This window comes from Flavobacteriaceae bacterium (assembly GCA_014075215.1).
In the GTDB taxonomy this organism is placed as follows: Bacteria; Bacteroidota; Bacteroidia; order Flavobacteriales; family Flavobacteriaceae; genus Polaribacter.
Genome location: CP046177.1, coordinates 4,283,675 through 4,308,001, shown reverse-complemented (window position 1 = coordinate 4,308,001; position 24,327 = coordinate 4,283,675). Strand labels below are relative to the sequence as shown.

The window sequence follows — 24,327 nt, the reverse complement described above, 5'->3', positions numbered from 1 at the left end:
GCTACAGCACTGAACACTACTGTAGATTTTCTTATTAACGGGAATGAAAATATATCAGAAAATCATTTATCTAATAATAAAATATTAAACCTATTTAAAAAAATAGAAACGCTAAATGAAAAAGACAAAGAAATGATTATTACTTTTCTAGATGCTTTTATTACAAAAAAACAAATACAACAAATTGTAGCTTAAAAATAAACTTTAAAATATTGCAAAATGGAAAATACAATTACTTATCCTGCTAATACCACTATAGAAGAAAAGGCTAAAATTTGGGCGGAGCATTATAATAATGTAATAGAACCTGGACATGGAGTGTTTCTTGATTTTAAACAGGTACCTGAATTTGAAAAACCTTGTATTGATTATATCACCAAACGCTTTGGATGGATATTAGAAAAACCTTATTTTATTAGAAAACCCAAGTTAATATAAAAAAGCATACTTCTAAAAATAGAAAACCACTCTGTTTCCAAAGTGGCTTCTCTATTTTAATTACGCTAAATCAGGAGACTTTGCCAGCGGGGCTTTTTTAGAAAACTATCCTAATACTGTAACTTCAAATCTCCACTTTTCCATTCATCCAAAGTTATTTGTGCATTAAAAGAAAAATGTGTAATATTCTTCTTTGAGATAGAAGTTAATAACTTAATCGCTTCATTTTCATGATTTTCAAGCAAATAGGTTGCAGCCCACAATTGAACACTAACGTTCTCATTGTTTAAAAGTTGTAATAATTCATGAATTGCGTCATTCTCATTTAAGTATTTTGCAGCATCTACTATTTTATAATAATTCTTGTTTCCAACTTTATAATTACCTTCTTCTGATGCTTTTCCATGTTCAATGGATGCTCCTTTAAATATATCAATCGCATTTTCTAAACTATCTATTTTCATAATTATCTAATTTCTCTATTATTGAGGAGGTTTCCAACCAAATTCTTTTAATTTCCGAACTCCATAGTCACGTTGGTATTCAAAACTCTTTGTATTCAACCATTGACGAACTGTTTTGCCATTTGTAAATGCTTGTTTTGAACTGTAATGCCCAGAAATTTTCGCATGTATGGTTCCTTTTCCATGGGATAATTTCATCACGTTATTCGTATTATGAATAGCTTCTGGTCCAAACTTGGCTATGTTAGCAGGATTCTGTTCTACGATGTGATGCCATGCTTTTCCTTTTCCCGCTGGTCCCAATGCCTTTTTAAAAGCTGAGAACGATTTAAATCCCTTCTTAGCAAATTTAAACTCGGCTCCAGGACCTGGTTCTAAAAGAGCAAATAGGAAAATGCCAAAAAAGTGACCGAATTCTTCTGAGCGTTTTACTGATGTTATGTTCTTTACTTCTAAAGTTTGAAGACCAGCTTTTAAAATACCTGTTCCTGTATCTTTTAAAGCCCTTTTATACCTTGCTTGTGAGTCTGAGTTAGTATAATATGCTAAACGTAGTAAATAATAATAATAGTAATCATCAAATGTTTTACATTCTGGGCAAGGGTCTTGAGATTCAGAATTGCTTGTTCCTGAATTATTACTTGTGCCTGAATTACTACTTGAAGAAGAAGAATTCTGACTAGTAGATATTCCACTACTTTGATCAATACTATTATGCCAATCTTCATCTTGAGCTACATTAGAAGCATGCCATTCCTCCATTGACTGACTATCTGCCCCACTAGGATCTGCCCAAAAGACAGGATTATTATCAAAAGCAACACTTGTACTTTGTGAATAGTGTGTTACAGGATCTATTCCATTAAATCTTGCAATGGCTGGGTCATACATTCTCACATCCATCTCCATTAAATCAAGTCCTAAACTTTCATTTAATTCAACTCCATTGAATCCAAACTTCTGCGCTACACTATTCCCATTAGAACTAACTACATTATTATACCCTTTTTGTTTAAGCCCAAAGGGATAGACGTTTATGCGTTTTTTTTAATAAAAGCCCATTTTTTATCGCTTATACCTGACAAAAACAGATTTTTTTAAGAACGTCCTCACTTCATGACCATTGTAAATATATGATTTTATGATTAAATCCGCACTCCAAAAACCCAGTATTTTCGTTCCTCAAAACCCCTGTGTTTTTTCCGTTTCCTTTCCCTCGATATTTGTACATAATTGGCATTATAATACAAATTCAGGAGTTTACTATTTGATCGGTTCTTCGCTTGTAAGTTATAATGTAAATTATGTAAAATACTCCAGGCTCATAGCTACCTGAGCGCACAGTGGAACTAAGATTGATGATAATAGCTTTGATTTTTAAGTAAAAAAGTCGTATTTTAGCTACGACGTCTTAGAGGACTAAAATCGTTTGCTAAGTAAGAAGTTATCTTTTAATTAGGTAGCTTCTTTTTTTATGCTCTTTGTGAAGACTAGCGCCCTTCGGTTGCTTCATTTTAATACTTGTCGATTTTTCCCCTGGCTTTTTTCCACCTCTAAAAAATCGCCAATTATTAAAACGGTTTACCTCCGTTTTAAAAAGATGAGGATTTATAGAAAGGGTTATAGCAGGGAGATAAATCGTCAGCTTTTTAAAACCGACAAGCGATAGTGCGTTCAGCATCGGAACTACATCGTTTATGGTAAGTTCTTCCCTCTGTGATATCTCAAGTGTTTTCCGTACTGATTTTAAAAACTGTAAACTCATTTTAGGATTGATTCCGGGTTGTAAATCTATTTTAGGATTTAGCTAAAAAAACGGTCAACTCATTTCAGGATAATAGCCCACTATGTATTTCCCTTTTTTTGATTTAACCGTACTGTTTATAGAGGCCAACGCCGATTGAGTGTTCTGCGTTGTACGCAAAACCAGCGCAGCGAAAGCGCAGCGCCAAAGCCGACGTGGACACATTGTCTGCGAACGATTAAGTGAGCAGCGTGGACGCGCCACAAGCATTTTTTTTCTCCTTATTATAAAAATAATAAATCGATTAAAAAAAAATGCGCAGTAGGCTTTGGCACCAGCGGCTGCGCCCGATAAGCAGCGGTGGATTTTTGTAGGCGACCCATAGGAGCCGTCAGCAAAAATACAGAGGAGCTGCGAGTGAGCGGAGCAGAAGCAGGGAGGCAGCAGCTTTTTTTTGGACAAAAACGGCTGTAAGCCGATGTATTTTTTTTTGGCCAAAAAAAAGTGCTGCACAGAGGGGCGTAGCGAACACCTTCAATTCCGTTAAATGATGATACACCGTACTTTTGGCTTTTCTAAGTTGTAAGGCAACTTCTTTACTGGTAAAGACACGATCGTAAAATTGCCAATGAATTTCATGGTAAAACCAACGTGTAGAAGCATTCAATAAAATATCTTGTTCTTTAAGTTTTAGTTCGTTTTGTAAAAAATAAATAGCATTGTTTAAGTCTTCTCTCACAGTATACAATCTCCCATATTTATCTTGGTCTCTGTGCAACTCATTTAAAATCGTAAAATTAGCGGTCGTTTCTTTAATCAACTCTAAATGTACTTTGCTAAAACTACCTGTTTTTTCTAATAATTTATGATAAGGATTGAGTACCACTCGTTTGGGGTAAATAAGTTTAATCAATAAATTAAAATCTTTAATGTGGTATTTTCTGTACTTGATTTTTTCAATTTTTACGTAGCGTTTTACTGCCTGCTTTTTGTAACTGGTGTTCATGATTATTGTAATTAAAAAATTAAATTGTGTACGTGTGGAATTGTTTAAAAGCAGAAGTTATTTACTTTTAAAAAGATGATTTCTATAGCAATTTTTTATTTCTCTTATTTATTCTTGTTATGGAATTCTGGAACGCTACTACTTTATTTACTGTATATCAACGTTTTAACCGTTCCAAAAGCGTTCCTTTTCCGTTCCAAAGCGTTCCAAAGTAATTGCCTTTTTAGGTATTCTTCTTAAATGCTTGGATTTGTTTGTATAAATAATCTCTTATTTCTGTTCGTAATTTTTCTATATTATCCCAATACCCTATTTTATAACTAAAGGTATTTCTGCTTCCTGTATGGGTTTTTGTAATGTATTCCAGTTCCTGTAATTCTGTAAAATAACGAAAGAGCTGTGTTTTACTAATTCTAAATTCTTGTCGGATTTCTCTTTGTATAAAGTCAGTTTCAGATAAACTCTTTCCTATTTTCTTGGCTTTTTTAGTAATGTATTCTTTTAAGTTTTCATAGAACTGTCGTAGGATTCCATCGAGTTCATCGGTTTTTAATACAATGCTTTCAAACATGAGATCTACCGCCAGTTCTAGATCTTCTAGTTCTGTGATTAGCGTTTGTGGTTCTTGTGTATCTGCGGAGATTCTCTGCCGATTGTATTGATGTAGTAAAGTTATTTGCTCTATAAAATCATGTAGCATTTGCGTTAATCTTCTACGTTGTTGGGTGGTTTTTGGTAAATGCAATCGGTAGTTATTTTGTACAGCATAGGGTTTTAATAAACTCACTAAGTTTTGGATTTCACGTATAGCCTGTTGTTCCTGCTGTTCTGTGATGCCTTTGGATGCTTTTGAAGCCATATATTCCAACACCTTTTCTGTTTGTGCTTCGCTCTCATCAATGGCAATGGTAAATACTCTACTTTGGTTGTCTTCATACAATCTAAATTTTGTAGTAGCCACTAAGGAAGCAATCGGACCGTAGACCCATTTTTCTCCGCTTTTTATCTCGCCTGTCATTTCGTTTTTTAAACTCACACTGCTACTTAATTGTCCATTGCTTTGCAATTCTCTCCATGCCAATTGCGCTTCTTCTGCCAGTCCATCGTAATCTTCTAAAATAATTCCACAATGTTGCAAGTCGTAACTCCCATAATTATAAAAACTTTTCTCACTAACTCTGGTAAAGCGTTTGATTTTTTGTTGGTTAAACATACAGTCGGCCACTTTTTTTATTAAATGACTTTTGCCACTTCCCGAAGTTCCTTGAACCATAGCGTGTAAAGTATGATGCATTTGATGGCTCAATAAAATGGTAAATAAAAAAAGGGCTTTTTTCTCTTCGCCCACAATACCTGTATTTTGTAATTTTTGAGTGAGGATTTTTGTTAGGTTTTTATCCTTTAAAAGTAAAAGAGCTGCTTGTTTTTCTTGATTGGTAAGTTCTCTTAACGTTGGTTTTTCATCTTGTTGTTCCTGGGCAATTTCAACTTGCTGTAATCGGTGGTTTTCTAAACCCTCTGTGAGGGTATTTAAAGCCTTTCTTATAAAACTTGTACCCGTTTCTAGTTTCTCTGCACAGGTTCTTACAAACTTTTCTATGCGGTCGCCGTGGTATAAATCTAAAGTATTTCTAACGGGTATCTGATTGGGATTGTGTTTGCTTTTTACCACTAACGTAACTCGAAGTGCGCCTAGATTTTTTGTATCTAATTTGCCTAATACTTGGATGTTTAGATGTTCGTCTTGGTAAATTGTTTTATGAGTTTCAATATTTAAAGTGTAGTCTTTTTGTGGTTGTTTTGTAGATATTACCTGTATTCGTTTTTCAAAAAACTGGGTAACGATTTCTGAAGTATGACTGTCCAATAAAGAATTAATATCCTCGCCATCTAAGGTGGGTACTTTGCTAATCTGTAATTTTGGATATTGTTTAGCAAATTCTTTGCCATATTTCTCGGTGGCTTTTTTACCTGCATCATCGCCATCTAACCACAGGATAATTTCTTGTAAATGTTCTAATTGGCTTACCGCCTCGGTATGTTGTGGTGTGATGCCATTTGTACCGTACGCTGTTAAAATTGCCGTATCTCTTGGAAGTGTAAAATGCTGTTGCAAGGTCGCTGCATCAATAATACTTTCTGTAATGATTAATTTCTTTGTTGTTGCAGGTGGATATTTTGGATACAGACCTTGTCTGTTTTTGGTGTAAAAATGTTTGTAATTACCTGTCGATGCTATCGACCTTCCGTATAGACTTACAATGTTCCCATCTTTGTTTTTTAGAGGAAAAATAACACAGTGCTTTAAAGAGTTGTAATCTTTGCCTTTGTTAAAAGCTGCTTCTAAAAGTTTGTAATCTAAATGACGACTCTCTAAATAAGTTCTTGCGTTGCTACTTTGTTTTAATTTCGGTTGTAGTTTTTTAAAGAGTGCTTCGTAATTCATGCTTGTTTTTACTGGAGTAGTTTTGGGAGTTTCCACAACATTTGCATACGGCTTTAACCATTCTAAGGTTTTAGGCAATTCCCAAGAATAGAACTTTTGTACCAAATCTATTACGTCCATCGTTCCTGCAGAACAGTTTCCACTAAAACAAGTAACAATTTGTTTTTCTCTGGAAAACATCAAGCTCGGTTTTTTATCTTTATGAAACGGACATAAACAAGCACCGTTCTTTTCTATTTTTAAACCTAGTTCTTTTCCTATTTCTAAAATATCCAACTCCTTTTTAAATGTTCCAATGTCCATTGTTGATAAATAATTTAATATTCAAAAGTATTAAAATAATACCTTTAATTATTAATTAGATATGTTCTGTGTGTATTATTTTGTTAACAATACGTATTAAAAAGTCTTTGTTTTAGTACATTTGAATAACTTTTTTACTGTTAATAAAACTTAAAAGTATTATGAATGATATTGGAACAAGAATAAAGATATTAAGGAAAAAACATGATTTTACACAATCTCAATTAGCAGAAAAAGTAGGTTTAACCTATGTTCAAATTGGACGATATGAAAAAAGAGGCGCAATTCCTTCTTCAGAAGTCATTAGTAAATTAGCTACAGCACTGAACACTACTGTAGATTTTCTTATTAACGGGAATGAAAATATATCAGAAAATCATTTATCTAATAATAAAATATTAAACCTATTTAAAAAAATAGAAACGCTAAATGAAAAAGACAAAGAAATGATTATTACTTTTCTAGATGCTTTTATTACAAAAAAACAAATACAACAAATTGTAGCTTAAAAATAAACTTTAAAATATTGCAAAATGGAAAATACAATTACTTATCCTGCTAATACCACTATAGAAGAAAAGGCTAAAATTTGGGCGGAGCATTATAATAATGTAATAGAACCTGGACATGGAGTGTTTCTTGATTTTAAACAGGTACCTGAATTTGAAAAACCTTGTATTGATTATATCACCAAACGCTTTGGATGGATATTAGAAAAACCTTATTTTATTAGAAAACCCAAGTTAATATAAAAAAGCATACTTCTAAAAATAGAAAACCACTCTGTTTCCAAAGTGGCTTCTCTATTTTAATTACGCTAAATCAGGAGACTTTGCCAGCGGGGCTTTTTTAGAAAACTATCCTAATACTGTAACTTCAAATCTCCACTTTTCCATTCATCCAAAGTTATTTGTGCATTAAAAGAAAAATGTGTAATATTCTTCTTTGAGATAGAAGTTAATAACTTAATCGCTTCATTTTCATGATTTTCAAGCAAATAGGTTGCAGCCCACAATTGAACACTAACGTTCTCATTGTTTAAAAGTTGTAATAATTCATGAATTGCGTCATTCTCATTTAAGTATTTTGCAGCATCTACTATTTTATAATAATTCTTGTTTCCAACTTTATAATTACCTTCTTCTGATGCTTTTCCATGTTCAATGGATGCTCCTTTAAATATATCAATCGCATTTTCTAAACTATCTATTTTCATAATTATCTAATTTCTCTATTATTGAGGAGGTTTCCAACCAAATTCTTTTAATTTCCGAACTCCATAGTCACGTTGGTATTCAAAACTCTTTGTATTCAACCATTGACGAACTGTTTTGCCATTTGTAAATGCTTGTTTTGAACTGTAATGCCCAGAAATTTTCGCATGTATGGTTCCTTTTCCATGGGATAATTTCATCACGTTATTCGTATTATGAATAGCTTCTGGTCCAAACTTGGCTATGTTAGCAGGATTCTGTTCTACGATGTGATGCCATGCTTTTCCTTTTCCCGCTGGTCCCAATGCCTTTTTAAAAGCTGAGAACGATTTAAATCCCTTCTTAGCAAATTTAAACTCGGCTCCAGGACCTGGTTCTAAAAGAGCAAATAGGAAAATGCCAAAAAAGTGACCGAATTCTTCTGAGCGTTTTACTGATGTTATGTTCTTTACTTCTAAAGTTTGAAGACCAGCTTTTAAAATACCTGTTCCTGTATCTTTTAAAGCCCTTTTATACCTTGCTTGTGAGTCTGAGTTAGTATAATATGCTAAACGTAGTAAATAATAATAATAGTAATCATCAAATGTTTTACATTCTGGGCAAGGGTCTTGAGATTCAGAATTGCTTGTTCCTGAATTATTACTTGTGCCTGAATTACTACTTGAAGAAGAAGAATTCTGACTAGTAGATATTCCACTACTTTGATCAATACTATTATGCCAATCTTCATCTTGAGCTACATTAGAAGCATGCCATTCCTCCATTGACTGACTATCTGCCCCACTAGGATCTGCCCAAAAGACAGGATTATTATCAAAAGCAACACTTGTACTTTGTGAATAGTGTGTTACAGGATCTATTCCATTAAATCTTGCAATGGCTGGGTCATACATTCTCACATCCATCTCCATTAAATCAAGTCCTAAACTTTCATTTAATTCAACTCCATTGAATCCAAACTTCTGCGCTACACTATTCCCATTAGAACTAACTACATTATTATACCCTTTTTGTTTAAGCCCAAAGAGGAAATAACTACGTGCTTTTAAATCACTTTTCTTTGAGGTCAGTGCTTTTTTATTCCAAACTAATTTTAGTTCAGTACTTTGATGATATTTCAGTTTTAGACAGCTCAAATTTTTTAAAAACTTTTTGTAAAAAGAATTGTTTCAAAACTACAAAAAAAATATCGTAAGAGAAAAAAAAGGAAAAAGACAAAAAAACCGCTTTAAAAAGACCAAAAATAAACTAAAAAAACATCTGAAAAAAGCCCACCGCAAAGCGGTAAAAAACCTGTATTGAGCTTGTCGAAATAAGCCCAATCGCCTTTGGCGGAAAAACCACAAAAAAAACACGCCGTTAGGCGTGTTAAAAGCAATATATAAGTGAAGTAGCTAATGATTAAATTCTTCGTTTAAACGGTAGGTTTTCATTCCCCAGTGGTCTGTTCCTATGCAAATCACAGCTTTGTGTTGTATCAGCCGATGCAGTACCTTATTGATTAGTTTTTTGCTATGTACGGTATCATAAGCAACCTGCTCGGAAGTAAAACAATCTTGGTCGTAAAAATCCAACAAATCGCCGTAGAGTTCCCAAATGATTTGTTTGTTCTCAAAATCGTTAAAAGTATCTTGGTCTAGTGTTTTCATTTTACATCGGTTTTTACTATTTGATAGCGATAACAAGCCCCTATTTTGCGACAACGTTTTATCTTGTTTTCTTCTTTAAATTGGTTTAAAAACTGATTTACGGTACTACGGTCTATAGCTGTTTTCGCAAAAAGTTCTTTGGTTTCAAAAGGTTCGGTAGGAAAATATTTAAGTATCAAACTCCATATTTGCTCTTTTTGATTGATGCGTTGTTGTTTGGGCTGTTTATGTTGTAATTTAAAAAGTTTAAAAGTGGTTAAAAAATCTTCATCATCAGTTTGTAAAACATCGCTCATCAGTTCAGGTCTGTTGGTGCTTCGTATCATAGCAAAGGTTTTTACCCAATCTAAAAACAACAAAGCGTGTTTTTTGTGATAGGTGCTAAAAATAGCGTTTACGTAGTCCGTATTGTGAAAAACTACTTTTGTCTGTTGCAGTTCATCAAACAAAAGCGGAACGGTTTGTAAAAAATCATTTTCTACTACTTTGCGTAATTTAAAAATTGATTTTTCAGTAATTTTTGTAAAATCAAAATTGGCTACACGTGTGCGTGTGTGCGTGCGAGGGTTTTGGTTTGGTTGTCGTCCTACTGTCAATCCCTTTGTTTTAGGGAATTTAAGGGTTGGAATAGGGGTTTTGACTAACTGTCCTACTGAATTTAAAAAAGGAACTGCGTTTTGTGAGGTTTTTGCATTAAAATTTTCCATAAAAAAGGGGTTAAAAAGATTAAAATAAAACGCTAAATAAGGCAAAATAAAAAGGCAAAAAAGCAAGAGATATACCACAAAGGGCAAAAGAAGAAAAGCCCCATTCCGTCCTCATTTCAGGGGTTTTTGTGGGGGCGAAAAACACAGAAAAACAAAACCAAAAACAGCCCAAAACCAAAGTAAAAAAGAGAAAAAAAAGACCCAAAAGAAGCAAAAAACAAACCACCAAACCCAAGATCCAAAAAATGGATAAAACAACGAAAAAAATAGCTTTGAGATTACTTTTAAAAATCTAAAAATCAACTAAAAATAGGTTGCTTAAAAACTAAAATGAATCGGATTGAAAATCCGAAAAAAGTCCCAAAAACTGCACTGCGGAGCAGAGCAAAAAAAAGAAAAAGCCCCACCGCAAAGCGGTAAAAAACCTGTATTGAGCTTGTCGAAATAAGCCCAAAAAAACAGCTCGCCTTTGGCGTGATAAAGCCTAATAATTGGCTCAAAAAAGGGTACATAAATGACTGTTCCAGTCAAAAAAACCTTTTGCTTACGGCAAAAAAAATGAAATTTAACGCAAAAAATGCCTGAAAAAAGTCTAAAAACAAAATAATGAATTGACAAAAAAATGAGCAAATAAAAACAGCTTAAAAGCCCAAAAATAAATCAAAAATAGTTCGTTTAAAAACTAAAATAAATCGGGTTGAAAACCCAAAAAAAGCCCTAAAAATTGCACTGTGGAGCAGAGCAAAAAAAAGAAAAGCCCACCGCAAAGCGGTAAAAAAGCCCAAAAAAACACTTTGTTTTTGCTCTGATACAATCGAGAAATAAAACAAAAATCGTCCATAAATCGGCAAAAATTGACTTGTAAAAAGGTTTGCAAAATTACAACTGAAAACCGCCCAAAAACGCCCCTGCGGAGCAGAGCAAAAAAAGAAAAAGCCCCACCGCAAAGCGGTAAAAAACCTGTATTGAGCTTGTCGAAATAAGTCCAAAAAAACAGCTCGCCTTTGGCGTGATGAAGCCGAATAATTGGCTCAAAAAATGAATAAATGACTGTTCCAATCAAAAAAGCCCTTTTGCCTACGGCATAAAAAAATGAAATTTGGAACAAAAAGCGTCCGAAAAAAGCCTAAAAACAAAAGCAAAAAAACAAATCCAAAAACTAAACCTAAAACACAAAAAAAAGCCCCCACAAAAACCCCTGAAATGAGGACGTAATGGGGCTTTTCTTCTTTTGCCCTTTGTGTATATCTCTTGCTTTTTTACCTTTTTATTTTGCCTTATTTAGCGTTTTATTTTAATCTTTTTAAAGCCTTTTTTTATGGAAAATTTTAATGCAAAAACCTCACAAAACGCAGTTCCTTTTTTAAATTCAGTAGGACAGTTAGTCAAAACCCCTATTCCAACCCTTAAATTCCCTAAAACAAAGGGATTGACAGTAGGACGACAACCAAACCAAAATCCTCACACGCACACACGCATACGTGAAGCTAATTTTGATTTTACAAAAATTACAGAAAAAGCCGTTTTTAAATTGCGTAAAGTAGTAGAAAATGATTTTTTACAGACCGTTCCGCTTTTGTTTGATGAACTGGAACAGACAAAGATTGTATTTCACAATACAGGTTATGTAACCGCTATTTTAACACCTATCATAAACAACAGGCTTTGTTGTTTTTAGATTGGGTTAAAACCTTTGCTTTGATACGAAGTACCAACCGAGCTGAACTGATAAACGATGTTTTACAAACCGATGATGAAGATTTTTTAACCACTTTTAAACTTTTTAAATTGCAACATAAACAGCCCAAACAGCAACGCATCAATCAAAAAGAGCAGGTATGGATATTGATACTTAAATATTTTCCTACTGAACCTTTTGAAACGAAAGAACTTTTTGCAAAAACAATCATAGACCGCAGTACTGTAAACCAGTTTTTAAACCAATTCAAGGCAGAAAACAAAATAAAACGTTGTCGCAAAATAGGAGTTCATTATCGCTATCAAATAGTAAAAAACGAAGAGGCATCAAAACCACAAACGAAGACGGATGAAAATACTAGACCAAGATACTTTTAACGATTTTGAGAACAAACAAATCATTTGGGAACTTTACGGCGATTTGCTGGATTTTTACGACCAAGATTGTTTTACTTCCGAGCAGGTTGCTTATGATACCGTACATAGCAAAAAACTAATCAATAAGGTACTGCACCGCCTCATACAACACAAAGCCGTTCTTTGCACAGGAACAGACCACTGGGGAATGAAAACCTACCGCCTAAACGAAGAGTTTAATCATTAGCTATTCACTTATATATTGCTTTTAACACGCCTAACGGCGTGTTTTTTTTGTGGCTTTTCCGCCAAAGGCGATTGGGCTTATTTCGACAAGCTCAATACAGGTTTTTTACCGCTTTGCGGTGGGGTTTTCCCCTTTTTTTGTTCCTAAATTATTCACACCTAACGGCGTATTTTTTTTGTGCCTTTCTTTTGCTTTTTTACCGCTTTGCGGTGGGGCTTTTTTCAGATGTTTTTTTAGTTTATTTTTGGTCTTTTTAAAGCGGTTTTTTTGGTCGTTTCCTTTTTTTTCTCTTACGATATTTTTTTGTAGTTTTGAGACAATTTTTTTTACAAAAAGGTTTTAAAAAATTTGGGCTGTCTAAAACTAAAATATTATCAAAGTACTGAACCAAAATTAGTTTGGAATAAAAAAACACTGACCACAAAGAAAAGTGATTTAAAAGCACGTAGTTATTTACTCTTTGGCTTGAAACATAAGGGTACAATAACACCATAAGTTCCAATGGGAATTCTACAGCGCAGAAGTTTAAGTTTGAGGGAGTAGAATTAGAAGAAGCTCTTGGCTACGATTCTTACGAAATGGATTTTAGACATTATGATGCCTCAATAGGTCGATTTATGGTTGTTGACCCAATGGCAGAAGAACGTAATTGGCTTACTCCTTACAACTTTGTTCAGAACAACCCAATTTTAAGAGTTGATCCGACAGGACTATTAGATGATTATGGATTAGATCAAAATGGAAATATAGAGTTGATAAAAGAAACGAATGATGATACTGATACTTTATATTCAGTTACAAGAGGTAAAGATGGAGAATTAGTTAAAGATAATAATGGAGAAGTCGTAAAAAATGACACAAATGGAGATGGACAAGTAGCTGATGGAGATTCCGTTACTGTAAGTAAAAATGAAGATGGAACTAGTGTTGTATCTGAATTGGCTGACAGTAATTTAGAGAACAAGAAACTTGACAGTAAATTTCTCTTTAGTACTAAGACAATAGCAAATTTTGGAGAAAAACTCAAAGATGATGTTTTTAATGTATTTAAGTTTGCTTCAGATAACTCTGTTAGAGAATGGAGTGTTGTTAAATCTTCGGTTAATGGAGAGGTTAATTATCAGCTAGGTACATATCATAAACATAATTATGCGCCTGGATTTAATGGAAAGGGAACATTTTTAGGTCTTTTACATTCTCACCCTAATCAACCTACGGCTAGAGATCGCACAGAAAGTCTTTATGGTGATTTAAGTATTGGTGCTAAGTACCTTAGAAAACATGGTAAAAATTTACCTTATTTAATTTATTTTCCAGATAGTGGAACTACAACGAAAATAAGAGCAGATAAGAAACCTATTAGAGGATTAAAAAACTTTAAATTTTAAACTGTGGAAAGAATAATCGTTTTGTTGTTAATTGTTAGTGTCCTGTTTTATAGTTGTCAAATTGAGAGAAATAGACCCTTAAATGATGCTCTTAAAGAAAAGATTGTTAGATATATTAAGGTTAATCCAATTAAGGATATTAATAGAAAAGTATATAATAAAGAAATTCCTTATCCTTCATATCATATATATTTTGATACGATAAAGAATGATACTTTAATAGCTATAAAATTATTACCACATTTATCATCTTTCAATTTGCTTCAATCACTAAAGAGTAATGATAGTGTTCAGGTATTTGAAGAGATAAAACCATTGGGTTACTTTTTTATAGATAATTCTCCTGTAGTTATTTTTGACCCAAATAATTATAGTGAGAAACTAATTAATCGAAAAAATTTAAAAAGAATAATTCCTGATAGCCTTCAATTTGAAATAGGAAAAATTAATTATCATATTAAAAACTATACAAAATACTATAAGTTTTCTAAAGGTAAATTCATTGAAATTGATGATTATTAAAATTAGTCATTTTGGAATAAACGTCTCTGATGGCGCTAGCATATCACGCTAGTGCTAGCATTTGCTAGTACCGTGAACAATAATAAGAAAAAGCTGTGCTGTATAAGTATAGCTTTTTTTATAGAATAGATTGAATTTTACGTTTAGCGATAAAAGCATCAATAACAGAAAAGATATGTTCCTTGTCTGTTTCTTCAAATTTAGAAACTTCCAAGATACGTTCCCGATCGCGCGGATATGTTTCCACAATAGTGCTAGCGCGGAATTGTATTCCGTGCCGTAAAGAGCCTGCCTTCCGCAGGCAGGTAAGAAAACAAAAAATATAGAAAGCTACTTTAAGTAATTAGAGTAGTTTACTTCGGCAAGCTCAGCACAAGTTTTTATGCGATAGATTTAAGAATATGCTTTTTTAGCTTTAAAGTCTCTAATAAGCGCATCTACTACCATAAATATTTTATCTTTTTCTTCGCTATTTAATTTTGATACTTCTTCGATTCTTTTAAGCGTGTTGTTGTCGAGTTCTAAAGTTGTTTTACCTACAAGAAAATCAATAGAGACATTTAAAGCATCCGCAATCTTCATAATCACTTCAATAGAGGGCATCATAATATCACGTTCATACCTTCCAATAATATCACCAGAAGTATTTATTTTTTTACCTAAAGCTGCTTGCGAAAGATTATGCTTCTTTCTTAAAATCAAAATATGTTCACCTATAGTCATACGCTTACGTAGTTAAAACTACTATTAAAAGTAGATTTTGACAAAAGTAAGAGATTTAAAGGTCTTAAACAAAATGATTAGGTCTTGGTTAATTACGACCAAAACATTACATTTGCTACGAATAAGTCTTTAAATATATTTTATGAACAAACTTGATACCACGAACTGCAACAATTACCAATACGAAACCAAGCACTTAAATATCCACATTTTAGGCGGAATAAAAACCAATAAGTTAGAGAATTTACGAGTAACATTGAGTGTGCAGAAGTTAAAATCAAGTAATATACTAAGGCATAGTATCGATTTATACAACGACAATCAAGTCGAGAAATTTGCACGAAAAATAGCAGAACGCCAAAGCCTACTGCGCATTTTTTTTAATCGATTTATTATTTTTATAATAAGGAGAAAAAAAATGCTTGTGGCGCGTCCACGCTGCTCACTTAATCGTTCGCAGACAATGTGTCCACGTCGGCTTTGGCGCTGCGCTTTCGCTGCGCTGGTTTTGCGTACAACGCAGAACACTCAATCGGCGTTGGCCTCTATAAACAGTACGGTTAAATCAAAAAAAGGGAAATACATAGTGGGCTATTATCCTGAAATGAGTTGACCGTTTTTTTAGCTAAATCCTAAAATAGATTTACAACCCGGAATCAATCCTAAAATGAGTTTACAGTTTTTAAAATCAGTACGGAAAACAGTTTAGATATCAGAAGCTAAAGAACTTACAACAAACTATGTAGTTCCCCTGCTGAACGCGCTATCGCTTGTCTCATTTTAAAAAGCTGACGATTTATCTCCCTGGCTTCGGCCCCACTATAAATCCTCATCTTTTTAAAACGGAAGTTCCCCCCAATACTCAGTACTCAATACTCACTACCAATTACCGATAACAAATCCACCAATGAACCAACAGGTATCCGGAATTTTTTTATATATTAGCATCAGCTATGACAGCAACCGAAATAACATATCAAAATTTTTTCTTCTCAGGGGAGATACCGTGCCAAAAAAAGGCAACCGGAGAAAAAAAATGCGTAAGCGCACTACAGTTTTTTAGCACGTCCGAGGGATATGTAAAGTATAACCAATCTTCACAAAAATTCGAGTACGTGTATCAGTATTCTGACCACTTAAATAATGTTCGCTTGAGCTATACGGATACCGATGAATCAGGGGATATCTCGCAGGATGAAATTATAGAAGAAAATGCGTACTACCCCTTTGGGCTCAAGGTTCGTGGGGTAAATGACACAGTAAGTGCTAATGGGAATCATGTAGCTCAGAAATTTAAATACAATGGAATTGAGTATGAAGAAGCACTGGGGATGAATTTGTATGAAATGGAACTTAGGCAATATGACCCGACTATTGCAAGGTGGACAGCTATTGATCCGGTTACGCATTATGATTATTCTCCTTATCAAGCTTTTGATAACAACCCAGTAGTTTGGGCAGATCCCTCTGGAGCAGATGCTAATCTAGGACCTTGGTATGCTAATGAAGTTGACAGTAATGGAAATAATAAGTATGACAAGTGGGGTAATTTTATTCCTTTAGGGGAGAGAACTTCAAGTGGAGATCAAAACTTTTTAGATAAGGTAGCAACAAAAGCATTAAAAGAAACCGCTAAATTGTATTTGGACGGTCAGGATGCTTCAAATTTGACGGAGAAACAAAAACAAAAGATATTTGAGAATGATGAATTAGGTACAATTGGAATACTTTTGCATGAATTTGCAACAGGAACAGGCCCGGAGACCAGATTCTTTGAAGTAGGAAAACATCCTTTTGCTACGAGTTATTTAAGTGGAAGGATTATAAAGGAATTAATAACAGAATTGGTTGCAGAATTAAAGGAACAGAATTATGATTTTAATAACTATCCTGATGTTGAATCAATTCGAATAGATTTAGAATTTAGCTCAGATGTCAGAGGATGGAATCCCAGTTCGTGGAAAGAATCGGTACAGAAACATGCTGACTCAAACCATTCTCAATTTTTTATTGGAGGTGCTACTGCTAAAGTTAGTATTAAAGACCAAAACCTAATTATACAGGTATATAATGAAACTTCCAGACGTTCTTTATTCCTCCATATGCCTGTGGATAATTACAAACGAACATCAGAAAACAAAAACAAGCCGTTGTCTACTATAAAGCAGTATATCAATGCTACTTTCCAAATAGAAAAACAATAGACAATGAAGAAGTTATTTTTAGTATTAACAGCATTTTTAATGCTGCAAAGCTGCTTAGATTTTCGTCCTTGTAAATATAAAGAGGTAGATGTTGTAGGAAGATATTATTGTTATAATAATGAGAACGCTCTTAATTGGCTAGACATTCATAAAGATGGAACATTTGAGCATTATTATACAGAAGGTGATATTAAGCTATCTCATAGTGGTACTTGGGAAAAAAGCGAAAAAAATACTTGTGTGATAGAACTTACTAGATGGAAATCCTTTAACGAAAGAGGTCTGAATTATGAAACTTATATTAAGTCAATCCTATATATGGGTTACAATTATTTAGACATTGGCCCTGACGGTGAGTCTAATACAAGTTTTGAGAAGTCAGGTGAAGATATGTCAGTAAACCCGTTAGAGTTAATTAAAAAAGAATGATTTATAACCTAAAGGTACTGGCTAGCACTCGTTTTTAACGAGTACTTAGAGGAATAATTAATTAAAAACAAATAATAAAAAAAGTAGGCCATAGTTAGTAATCTAGCTGTGGCTTACTTATCATAAAAGGTCATATTGTTATGAAAGAAAAAATCTCATTAAAGAAATTACGCAAGCTTAGTCTTAAATATCCTACCCGGTATATTGTTTTAGAAGGAGGAGCTGTTGTCTATAATGGTTGTTTGTATACAAACCGGCGGGCACTGGCCAACTATTTTTTTAAATGTAATACAAACTTCCAGGATATAGAGAATATTAAGGAGTTGGAAGGTGAAAAGCTATAAAGTTTGAAAGTTACAAATTCTTAGTGTTTGCTATTTTAAAACTTACAAAAACGCTTCTATTACCTGTCTGAGTACCTGTTGTTTGTTTTTAGGCAGTTTAGAGGCTCTTTTAGCGAGTTGTACCAGTTGGGTGTCTTCTGTACTTGCTACTCCATAGAAAACATCCATAGACACTCCCAAATGCCTGGCCATTTTAATGGCAATATCAAAATTAGGTTTTACTCGTCCCATCTCATATCGGGAGATGTTGGTTACTTTAATGCCACATTTTTTGGCCAGTGCTGCCTGAGAGAGTCCGCTTTGTTTACGTAATTGTTTAAAATGTGTGGGAAAATCCATAGTAAAAAAGGCTAAAAAACCATGATTTTAAAGAAATTTTAGATAAAAATCGCAGTAAATATAAGGGTTTATAATAATATATACAAAAATGAGTATTGATATTGTATGACAAAAGTGTATATATTTGTAAAATGATATGAAAAGTTATTTATATACAAATATGTACCAAATATGAAATTAAACATTGAAAATCCAAACAACTACCATTACCAAACATTTAGACATCCGAATTTTAGGAGGCCTAAAACTGGGAAAGTTGGAGAGCCTGCGGGTAACCCTAAGCATCCAAAAAACAGAGTCCACCAATATTTTAAGGCATAGTATCGATCTGTATAATGACAACCAGGTAGAGAAATTTGTAAGAAGAATAGCCGAACGTTTGGAGATTGGGACTTCTGTAGTGAGGCCAACTCTGCAGGAGCTTACTCATGAGTTGGAGAATTATCGTTTTATTTTACTGGAAAGTGAAAAACAAAAACAGGCCGGCCCGGAAATAAAACCTTTAACGGCTAAGGCTACCCAGAAAGCCACCGCCTTTTTGAAAAAGAAGAATCTGTTAGCTAACACCAATGAGTACATCGGAAGGTCAGGTGTGATAGGCGAAGAAACAAACCGCCTTCTGATGTACCTTTTGTTTACTTCCCGGAAAACCAATAATCCACTACATTGTATTAGTCTGGGAAGTTCAGGCGTTGGAAAAACACATCTGCAGAGTAAAGTAGCATAGCTCATTCCAGAGGAAGACAAGGTAGAAATTACCGTATTATCAGCAAACGCCTTTTATTATTTTAACAGAACGGAGCTCCGGCATAAACTCATTTTAATAGAAGACCTGGACGGAGCAGAATCCGTATTATATCCACTTAGAGAATTACAATCCAAAAAACGTATTACCAAAACGGTAGTGCATAAAGATAGCAAAGGAACTACTAAAACCATTCATCTGACCGTAGAAGGCCCTGTTAGTGTTGCCGGCTGTACTACCAGAGAATCTGTCTATGAAGATAACAGCAATCGGAGTTTTCTTTTGTACATCGATGAATCCGAAATACAGGATAAAAAAATAATGGACTATCAGCGTACTATCTCTGCCGGCAAGGTCAATGAAGCAGCACAGCTACAGGCTGTAGCAATCTTACAAAACACACAACGTGTACTCAAACCCATAAAGGTCATCAATCCTTTTGCCGAATATCTGGAGCTGCCTCAATCTGTCTTCAAACCCAGACGTACCAACTCTCACTATTTACAGTTAATAGAGGCAATTACATTCTATCATCAATATCAACGTGAGGAAAAAGTAAATGAAGCCACAGGAGAAGTTTATATAGAAACAACAACACAAGACATACAAGAAGCAAACAAATTAATAACAGAAGTGCTACTTAGAAAATCAGATACCCTTAGCGGAGCGGCAAGAAATCACCTGGAAAAATTAAAGTTGTACTTACAAGAGAAAAAACAAATCCGCTTTACCAATGCCGAAATCAGAAGAAACCTACGTATCAAAGAAAGTACCTTAAGAGGTTATCACAATCAATTACTCTTAGAAGGATATATCAAAAGAATTAAAGATGCAAAAACCAAAAGCTATTGTTTTGAAATCATAGACATGGGGGAATATACCACTCTTAAAAGTCAGATAGACAAATCTTTAAATAGCTGTCTGGAACAGATACAACCCGCAACCCCGCAAGTAGATCGCAAGTAGTGTTTTCGCGAAGTCAATTAAAAGAAAATCAACCACTTAAAACTCATCATCCATGAATGCTAAAAAAAGACATACCGGGACAAAAAATAAATCGATATTATACCAGTTAGAAAGTTTAATAAAAACGCTCTATCCCAAATACACCACTATCAATCCCTATGAGCAGTATCTGAAAGATTATTACAAAGAATTACCCATAGAGGACCTGTTGCTCTTTAAACGGCTGCTGAGAAGTATTACACTGCTCAATCACAAAGAGCGTACCCGGGACAGAGGTAGTTATCTGAGCAGCTATGCAGATGTACTGACGACCATTGAGCTGATAAGCCAGTATACCATTAATGACAAACTACTAAAGAGCTATACCGAGCTGAAATACATTTTTCATGACCGTCCCTTTACCAAACTACAGGCGGCCAGAGTGCTTAGAAAATCGATTCGTTATATAGAACGATTACTTCCTTTGCTATATCATCTAAAACTAGCCGAAAAAACTCCTCTCAAACAAGGTAGCAAGCATACGTACAAATTACTGGATTATCAATCCTCAGTTTATGAACCGGAAATTGCTTTTGAGGCCGTCAGTGCAGACTTTGAAAATGTAAAAGAATTTATAGACCTGGAATACAGAACGTAAAGAGGTCCAAAATTCAAGGTTCCGGAACTTGAAACCTGAAACTTTTCAATTGGATTGATTTTTGCTGTTATAAAAATTGTAATTTTACAAAGTCAAAGGATACAAATGGAATTAAAGGCTTCTTTAGATAAATATATTACCAGTTCTGCTGATATTTTAGGAGGAACACCTGTATTTAAAAATACCAGAGTCCCTATTAAAATCTTATTTGATTATTTACAAGGTGGTGAAAATTTACAAGAATTTTTGGATAATTACCCTACGGTAAAAAAATCTTTTGCAAAGAAAGTTTTAGAATTGCTGTCTTGTTATCTGGTAGAAATAGAAAGAGATGAAACTGCTGCTTGACGAGAATATTCCCAGAAAATTGAAATATCGTTTTAGCGAACTGCATGAAGTTCTAACGGTTCCTGATATGGGGTGGAGTGGCATTACAAATGGAGACTTGCTCAAAAAAATGCAATCTAAGGGCTTACGGGTTTTGTTAAGTGTAGATAAAAATATGAGTCATCAACAGAATTTAAAGTATTATAATGTGAGTTTGATTGTTTTAAATTCAAAAGATACACGATATGATTCTTTAGTGGCATTTATCCCAAAAATAGAACAACTTTTAGAGCAAGAAATTACATCAGGATTAATTCTTGTTGACTGAATCAAAAACTTTACGTAGACTTCCCAATCTTCCATAAATTTTACCTATAGCGGTATGAGAAAAATTGATAGTACAAGGCTTCTGGTCAGTGATTTAGCATTTAATCTTGAATTTAAAACCTGGAACCTGAAATAAACTATAGCGGAATCAAAGGTGTTCGCTACGCCCCTCTGTGCAGCACTTTTGTTTGGCCAAAAAGGGTCCCTGCGGGCGTTCCTTTTGGTCAAAAAAAAGCTGCTGCCTCCTTACTTCTGCTCCGCTCACCTGCAGCTCCTCTGTATTTTTGTTAACGGCTCATGGGTCGCCTACAAAAATCCACCGCTGCTTATCGGGCGCAGCCGCTGGTGCCAAAGCCTACTGCGCATTTTTTTTTAAAAGGAGTTTTTTATTTTTTAAATCAAGGAACAAAAAAATGCTTGTGGCGTGTCCACGTCGGCTTTGGCGCTGCGCTTTCGCTGCGCTGGTTTTGCGTACAACGCAGAACACTCAATCGGCGTTGGCCTCTACAAACAGTGCGGTACCAATCAAAAAAGGAAAATACATAGTGGGCTATTATCCTACAAAAAGTTTACCGTTTTTTTAGTTAAATCCTAAAATGGATTTACAGTTCAAAATCAATCCTAAAATGAGTTTACAGTTTTTAAAATCAGTACGGAAAACAGTTTAGATATCAGAAGCTAAAGAACTTACAACAAACTATGTAGTTCCCCTGCTGAACGCGCTATCGCTTGTCTCATTTTAAAAAGCTGACGATTTATCTCCCTGGCTTCGGCCCCACTATAAATCCTCATCTTTTTAAAACGGAAGTTCCCCCCAATACTTAATACTCAGTACTCAATACTCACTACCAATTACCGATAACAAATCCACCAATGAACCAACAGGTATCCGGAATTTTTTTATATATTAGCATCAGCTATGACAGCAAGCGAGCAGACATATCAAAATTTTTTCTTCTCAGGGGAGATACCGTGCCAAAAAAAGGCAACCGGAGAAAAAAAATGCGTAAGCGCACTACAGTTCTTTAGTCAACCTGAGGGCTATGTAACATATGAAAATCAGCAATTTAGCTATGTGTATCAATACAAAGACCACTTAGGCAATGTACGATTATCATACACAGATACCGATGCATCGGGGGATATCTCGCAGGACGAGATTATAGAGGAGAGCTCGTATTATCCCTTTGGACTCAAACATAAAGGGTATAATAATATCGTCAATCCTAGTGGGAATAGTGTCGCACAGAGGTTTAAATACCAAGGACAAGAGTTAACAGAAGAGTTAGGACTTAATATGTACGAGTTCAAATATCGTTTCTATGATGCTGCGATAGGTAGATTTTTAAGTATAGACCCTTTAGCTAATGTCTATGTATATAACTCAACCTATGCTTTTCAAGAAAATAAATTAGGACTTGGTTCGGAGTTTGAAGGAAAAGAAATAAGGCTTCACGATTGGCTTGTAAGAGAAGGGGTTACTTATGTGGCAAAAGAACTTGACGAAAAAATGACTGATGCAAAGATGCAAAAGACAGAGAAATCCGTAGCGCGGAAGAACCTGTACCAAATGTATAAATTACAGAAAAGTAATAGCAAAGGAATAGCGGAAAAATTTGCAGAAAATTCTGGGTTAAAAGGTTTACGAGATGGTAATGCAGATGCTTTCAGGCACTCATTGTTTAACGCACTAAATACCCAAACTGTTGGAGAAAAACTTACTAAAGAACTTGGAGATGCACATGAAGAAGATAGACCTCTAGATCCTAAAGGAAAAAAAATGGATTTGCATAACAATAAAGTTGGTAGAGAAGTTGGAAAAGAAAATCCAAAGGCTTCTATTTTAGAAACAGCAACCAAACTTTTAGATAAATTGGCTGACGGAGAAATGGTATCAATAGACTCAAAAGGTAATGTTACTAAAACAAAACTTACTAAAGAACAAAAAGCAGCTGTTTTAAAAAACATTCAAGATTATAACAAAAAAAGAGAAGAAGATGAAAAAAGATATTAGTAAAATAGTATTGTATCTATTGATTTTGTTTTTGGCGATTACTTGTAAAAATAAGGAGTTAAAAAAAATTGAATATTCTTTTGAAAATATAGAAAAAAAAATTACTAGTATTGTTGACAGTAATAAAAAAGAAATAGACATCTCAAAATTAATGCCTTTTGAATGGGATGCTATGTATATGTTTAAGCCATATACATCCATTGAAAGTATTGATAATAATTTAGGCTTTATTTGGGAAAGTCCAGAAAAAACTTATATAAGTCAAGAAGAATACTTTTATGCACTTGTATTTACAAAAAATAACAAGGTAATAAGTTATATAAAATGGCCTATAAATATGGGTGATTTTATGAGGATTAAAAATATAAAATTTCCTTACGATTCAGCAAAATTTATATTTAAAAATGAAAAATATGGAGGTCAAGATTGGCTTTTTATTTATGAGAAAAAATAATTAAAACAGATAACATAGGATAGGTAAACAAAACTGCTTTTAGCGAGGTGGTTTTTACCTTAAAAACTTTGTCTTCAAAAAAAAGTTATTAACACCCCAGGATGGTGCTAGTATGTCACGTACTGGCTACCGCTAGAATTTTTCTAGTGGCGGGTAAGAGTAAGAAATAATTATACAAAACTACAGACATTGTAAAAATGTTTGTGGTTTTCTTTTATACAAACTTTTTAATAATGGCTTTTAGCAGGGTTCTATCCTCTGTGGGTAAGTTCTGTGCTTTTTGTAAAAGCTCATTGAGTTCGGTATCATTTTGCTTGTAAAGTCCGCAAAGAATGTCTAGGCTTACCTCTAATTTTTGAGCCAATGCAATCGCTACATCAAGCTTTGGTACTACTTCTCCTCTTTCATAACGTGCAATATTACCTAGCCCTATCCTTAAATGAGTAGCCAATTGCTTTTGAGTGAGCTGTTTTTGAGTTCTATAATGCTTTAGATTTTGGATAAAATCAGTAAGATTTGAGTTCATAAAAAAGAAATTTAAAAAAAGTTTGTGTGTATTTCTGTATAAAAATAAGGGGTTTTAGTGTGGTATCCAGATATGGATATTGATTTATTATTCATTTATGGATACCTTA

Annotated in this window: 34 protein-coding genes and 1 pseudogene; 20 read left to right on the top strand and 15 right to left on the bottom strand. The window is 34.0% G+C overall.

The features are described 5' to 3' along the window. The first annotated feature begins 219 nt into the window (after nt 1-219). The gene (locus GKR88_21390) at nt 220-438 is read left to right on the top strand and encodes a hypothetical protein (GenBank protein ID QMU66594.1); all 219 of its coding nucleotides are present in this window, start codon (nt 220-222) and stop codon (nt 436-438) included. 110 nt (nt 439-548) lie between these two features. Here the strand turns inward: GKR88_21390 and GKR88_21385 are convergent, their stop codons facing one another. The 6 genes from GKR88_21385 to GKR88_21360 form a co-directional block, all read right to left on the bottom strand. Beyond that, nucleotides 549-902, bottom strand: coding sequence for a DUF2019 domain-containing protein (locus tag GKR88_21385; protein ID QMU66593.1), 354 nt, complete (start codon nt 900-902; stop codon nt 549-551). Nucleotides 903-920: 18 nt separating this feature from the next. Beyond that, nucleotides 921-1,940: a hypothetical protein gene (locus GKR88_21380; GenBank protein ID QMU66592.1), complete on the bottom strand. Its 1,020-nt coding sequence runs from the start codon at nt 1,938-1,940 to the stop codon at nt 921-923. Between the two features lie 406 nt (nt 1,941-2,346). Next, nucleotides 2,347-2,667: a hypothetical protein gene (locus GKR88_21375; protein QMU66591.1), complete on the bottom strand. Its 321-nt coding sequence runs from the start codon at nt 2,665-2,667 to the stop codon at nt 2,347-2,349. A 54-nt stretch (nt 2,668-2,721) separates the two neighbouring features. After that, on the bottom strand, nt 2,722-3,108 hold the full coding sequence (locus GKR88_21370) for a hypothetical protein (GenBank protein QMU66590.1): 387 nt from the start codon (nt 3,106-3,108) through the stop codon (nt 2,722-2,724). Beyond that, nucleotides 3,038-3,652 carry a hypothetical protein gene (locus tag GKR88_21365; GenBank protein ID QMU66589.1) on the bottom strand — a complete coding sequence of 205 codons (615 nt, stop codon included), beginning with the start codon at nt 3,650-3,652 and terminating at the stop codon, nt 3,038-3,040. Before GKR88_21365 ends, GKR88_21370 begins: the two co-directional genes overlap by 71 nt. Nucleotides 3,653-3,875: 223 nt before the next feature. Next, nucleotides 3,876-6,401: a toprim domain-containing protein gene (locus GKR88_21360; protein ID QMU66588.1), complete on the bottom strand. Its 2,526-nt coding sequence runs from the start codon at nt 6,399-6,401 to the stop codon at nt 3,876-3,878. A gap of 161 nt (nt 6,402-6,562) precedes the next feature. Here GKR88_21360 and GKR88_21355 point away from each other — a divergent pair, with 161 nt between their 5' ends. After that, nucleotides 6,563-6,910, top strand: coding sequence for a helix-turn-helix domain-containing protein (locus GKR88_21355; protein ID QMU66587.1), 348 nt, complete (start codon nt 6,563-6,565; stop codon nt 6,908-6,910). Between the two features lie 24 nt (nt 6,911-6,934). Beyond that, the gene (locus GKR88_21350) at nt 6,935-7,153 is read left to right on the top strand and encodes a hypothetical protein (GenBank protein QMU66586.1); all 219 of its coding nucleotides are present in this window, start codon (nt 6,935-6,937) and stop codon (nt 7,151-7,153) included. Between the two features lie 110 nt (nt 7,154-7,263). On the opposite strand, the gene GKR88_21345 is transcribed toward GKR88_21350, so the two are convergent. From GKR88_21345 to GKR88_21325, 5 genes are all read right to left on the bottom strand, one after another. Then, on the bottom strand, nt 7,264-7,617 hold the full coding sequence (locus tag GKR88_21345) for a DUF2019 domain-containing protein (protein QMU66585.1): 354 nt from the start codon (nt 7,615-7,617) through the stop codon (nt 7,264-7,266). An 18-nt stretch (nt 7,618-7,635) separates the two neighbouring features. Next, nucleotides 7,636-8,751 carry a hypothetical protein gene (locus GKR88_21340; protein QMU66584.1) on the bottom strand — a complete coding sequence of 372 codons (1,116 nt, stop codon included), beginning with the start codon at nt 8,749-8,751 and terminating at the stop codon, nt 7,636-7,638. Between the two features lie 258 nt (nt 8,752-9,009). After that, nucleotides 9,010-9,264, bottom strand: a complete 255-nt coding sequence (locus tag GKR88_21335; protein QMU66583.1) for a hypothetical protein — start codon at nt 9,262-9,264, stop codon at nt 9,010-9,012. Further along, the gene (locus GKR88_21330; protein QMU66582.1) at nt 9,261-9,971 is read right to left on the bottom strand and encodes a hypothetical protein; all 711 of its coding nucleotides are present in this window, start codon (nt 9,969-9,971) and stop codon (nt 9,261-9,263) included. The genes GKR88_21335 and GKR88_21330 overlap by 4 nt, the downstream gene beginning before the upstream one ends. A gap of 682 nt (nt 9,972-10,653) precedes the next feature. Continuing rightward, nucleotides 10,654-11,034, bottom strand: a complete 381-nt coding sequence (locus GKR88_21325; protein ID QMU66581.1) for a hypothetical protein — start codon at nt 11,032-11,034, stop codon at nt 10,654-10,656. Between the two features lie 255 nt (nt 11,035-11,289). Here GKR88_21325 and GKR88_21320 point away from each other — a divergent pair, with 255 nt between their 5' ends. The 5 genes from GKR88_21320 to GKR88_21300 all read left to right on the top strand — a co-directional run bounded on the left by GKR88_21320 (nt 11,290) and on the right by GKR88_21300 (nt 14,183). Continuing rightward, nucleotides 11,290-11,649 carry a hypothetical protein gene (locus GKR88_21320; protein ID QMU66580.1) on the top strand — a complete coding sequence of 120 codons (360 nt, stop codon included), beginning with the start codon at nt 11,290-11,292 and terminating at the stop codon, nt 11,647-11,649. Between the two features lie 20 nt (nt 11,650-11,669). Continuing rightward, complete coding sequence (locus GKR88_21315; GenBank protein QMU66579.1) at nt 11,670-12,047, top strand: hypothetical protein; 378 nt, start codon at nt 11,670-11,672, stop codon at nt 12,045-12,047. After that, the gene (locus GKR88_21310) at nt 12,019-12,273 is read left to right on the top strand and encodes a hypothetical protein (protein QMU66578.1); all 255 of its coding nucleotides are present in this window, start codon (nt 12,019-12,021) and stop codon (nt 12,271-12,273) included. Before GKR88_21315 ends, GKR88_21310 begins: the two co-directional genes overlap by 29 nt. A gap of 578 nt (nt 12,274-12,851) precedes the next feature. Beyond that, nucleotides 12,852-13,661, top strand: a complete 810-nt coding sequence (locus GKR88_21305) for a hypothetical protein (GenBank protein QMU66577.1) — start codon at nt 12,852-12,854, stop codon at nt 13,659-13,661. Between the two features lie 3 nt (nt 13,662-13,664). Continuing rightward, nucleotides 13,665-14,183 (top strand): hypothetical protein, encoded by a 519-nt coding sequence (locus GKR88_21300; protein QMU66576.1) that lies wholly within the window; start codon nt 13,665-13,667, stop codon nt 14,181-14,183. A gap of 118 nt (nt 14,184-14,301) precedes the next feature. On the opposite strand, the pseudogene GKR88_21295 reads toward GKR88_21300, so the two are convergent. Beyond that, nucleotides 14,302-14,406, bottom strand: a pseudogene (locus GKR88_21295) (XRE family transcriptional regulator). 170 nt (nt 14,407-14,576) lie between these two features. Next, nucleotides 14,577-14,906, bottom strand: a complete 330-nt coding sequence (locus GKR88_21290; GenBank protein QMU66575.1) for a helix-turn-helix domain-containing protein — start codon at nt 14,904-14,906, stop codon at nt 14,577-14,579. A 142-nt stretch (nt 14,907-15,048) separates the two neighbouring features. Between GKR88_21290 and GKR88_21285 the strand changes: the two genes are divergently transcribed. The 4 genes from GKR88_21285 to GKR88_21270 all read left to right on the top strand — a co-directional run bounded on the left by GKR88_21285 (nt 15,049) and on the right by GKR88_21270 (nt 17,883). Then, nucleotides 15,049-15,519 (top strand): hypothetical protein, encoded by a 471-nt coding sequence (locus tag GKR88_21285; GenBank protein ID QMU66574.1) that lies wholly within the window; start codon nt 15,049-15,051, stop codon nt 15,517-15,519. A 340-nt stretch (nt 15,520-15,859) separates the two neighbouring features. After that, nucleotides 15,860-17,110 (top strand): hypothetical protein, encoded by a 1,251-nt coding sequence (locus GKR88_21280; GenBank protein ID QMU66573.1) that lies wholly within the window; start codon nt 15,860-15,862, stop codon nt 17,108-17,110. A gap of 3 nt (nt 17,111-17,113) precedes the next feature. Further along, nucleotides 17,114-17,539, top strand: a complete 426-nt coding sequence (locus tag GKR88_21275) for a hypothetical protein (protein QMU66572.1) — start codon at nt 17,114-17,116, stop codon at nt 17,537-17,539. A gap of 140 nt (nt 17,540-17,679) precedes the next feature. After that, nucleotides 17,680-17,883 carry a hypothetical protein gene (locus tag GKR88_21270; GenBank protein ID QMU66571.1) on the top strand — a complete coding sequence of 68 codons (204 nt, stop codon included), beginning with the start codon at nt 17,680-17,682 and terminating at the stop codon, nt 17,881-17,883. A gap of 42 nt (nt 17,884-17,925) precedes the next feature. On the opposite strand, the gene GKR88_21265 is transcribed toward GKR88_21270, so the two are convergent. Beyond that, entirely contained in the window at nt 17,926-18,222 is a 297-nt protein-coding gene (locus tag GKR88_21265) for a helix-turn-helix domain-containing protein (GenBank protein ID QMU66570.1), read from the bottom strand. Between the two features lie 184 nt (nt 18,223-18,406). Here GKR88_21265 and GKR88_21260 point away from each other — a divergent pair, with 184 nt between their 5' ends. The 8 genes from GKR88_21260 (at nt 18,407) to GKR88_21225 (ending at nt 23,692) form a co-directional block, all read left to right on the top strand. Continuing rightward, entirely contained in the window at nt 18,407-18,949 is a 543-nt protein-coding gene (locus GKR88_21260) for a hypothetical protein (protein ID QMU66569.1), read from the top strand. Between the two features lie 177 nt (nt 18,950-19,126). After that, nucleotides 19,127-19,933: a hypothetical protein gene (locus GKR88_21255; GenBank protein ID QMU66568.1), complete on the top strand. Its 807-nt coding sequence runs from the start codon at nt 19,127-19,129 to the stop codon at nt 19,931-19,933. Nucleotides 19,934-19,985: 52 nt separating this feature from the next. Then, on the top strand, nt 19,986-20,570 hold the full coding sequence (locus GKR88_21250) for a hypothetical protein (GenBank protein ID QMU66567.1): 585 nt from the start codon (nt 19,986-19,988) through the stop codon (nt 20,568-20,570). 105 nt (nt 20,571-20,675) lie between these two features. Beyond that, nucleotides 20,676-20,918, top strand: coding sequence for a DUF433 domain-containing protein (locus GKR88_21245; protein QMU66566.1), 243 nt, complete (start codon nt 20,676-20,678; stop codon nt 20,916-20,918). After that, nucleotides 20,902-21,225: a hypothetical protein gene (locus tag GKR88_21240; GenBank protein ID QMU66565.1), complete on the top strand. Its 324-nt coding sequence runs from the start codon at nt 20,902-20,904 to the stop codon at nt 21,223-21,225. Before GKR88_21245 ends, GKR88_21240 begins: the two co-directional genes overlap by 17 nt. Before the next feature lie 283 nt (nt 21,226-21,508). Beyond that, nucleotides 21,509-21,808, top strand: coding sequence for a hypothetical protein (locus GKR88_21235; protein ID QMU66564.1), 300 nt, complete (start codon nt 21,509-21,511; stop codon nt 21,806-21,808). Between the two features lie 335 nt (nt 21,809-22,143). Further along, entirely contained in the window at nt 22,144-23,238 is a 1,095-nt protein-coding gene (locus tag GKR88_21230) for a hypothetical protein (protein QMU66563.1), read from the top strand. Beyond that, nucleotides 23,222-23,692: a hypothetical protein gene (locus GKR88_21225; GenBank protein ID QMU66562.1), complete on the top strand. Its 471-nt coding sequence runs from the start codon at nt 23,222-23,224 to the stop codon at nt 23,690-23,692. Before GKR88_21230 ends, GKR88_21225 begins: the two co-directional genes overlap by 17 nt. A gap of 214 nt (nt 23,693-23,906) precedes the next feature. Here the strand turns inward: GKR88_21225 and GKR88_21220 are convergent, their stop codons facing one another. Next, complete coding sequence (locus GKR88_21220) at nt 23,907-24,218, bottom strand: helix-turn-helix domain-containing protein (GenBank protein QMU66561.1); 312 nt, start codon at nt 24,216-24,218, stop codon at nt 23,907-23,909. Between the last annotated feature and the right edge of the window lie 109 nt (nt 24,219-24,327).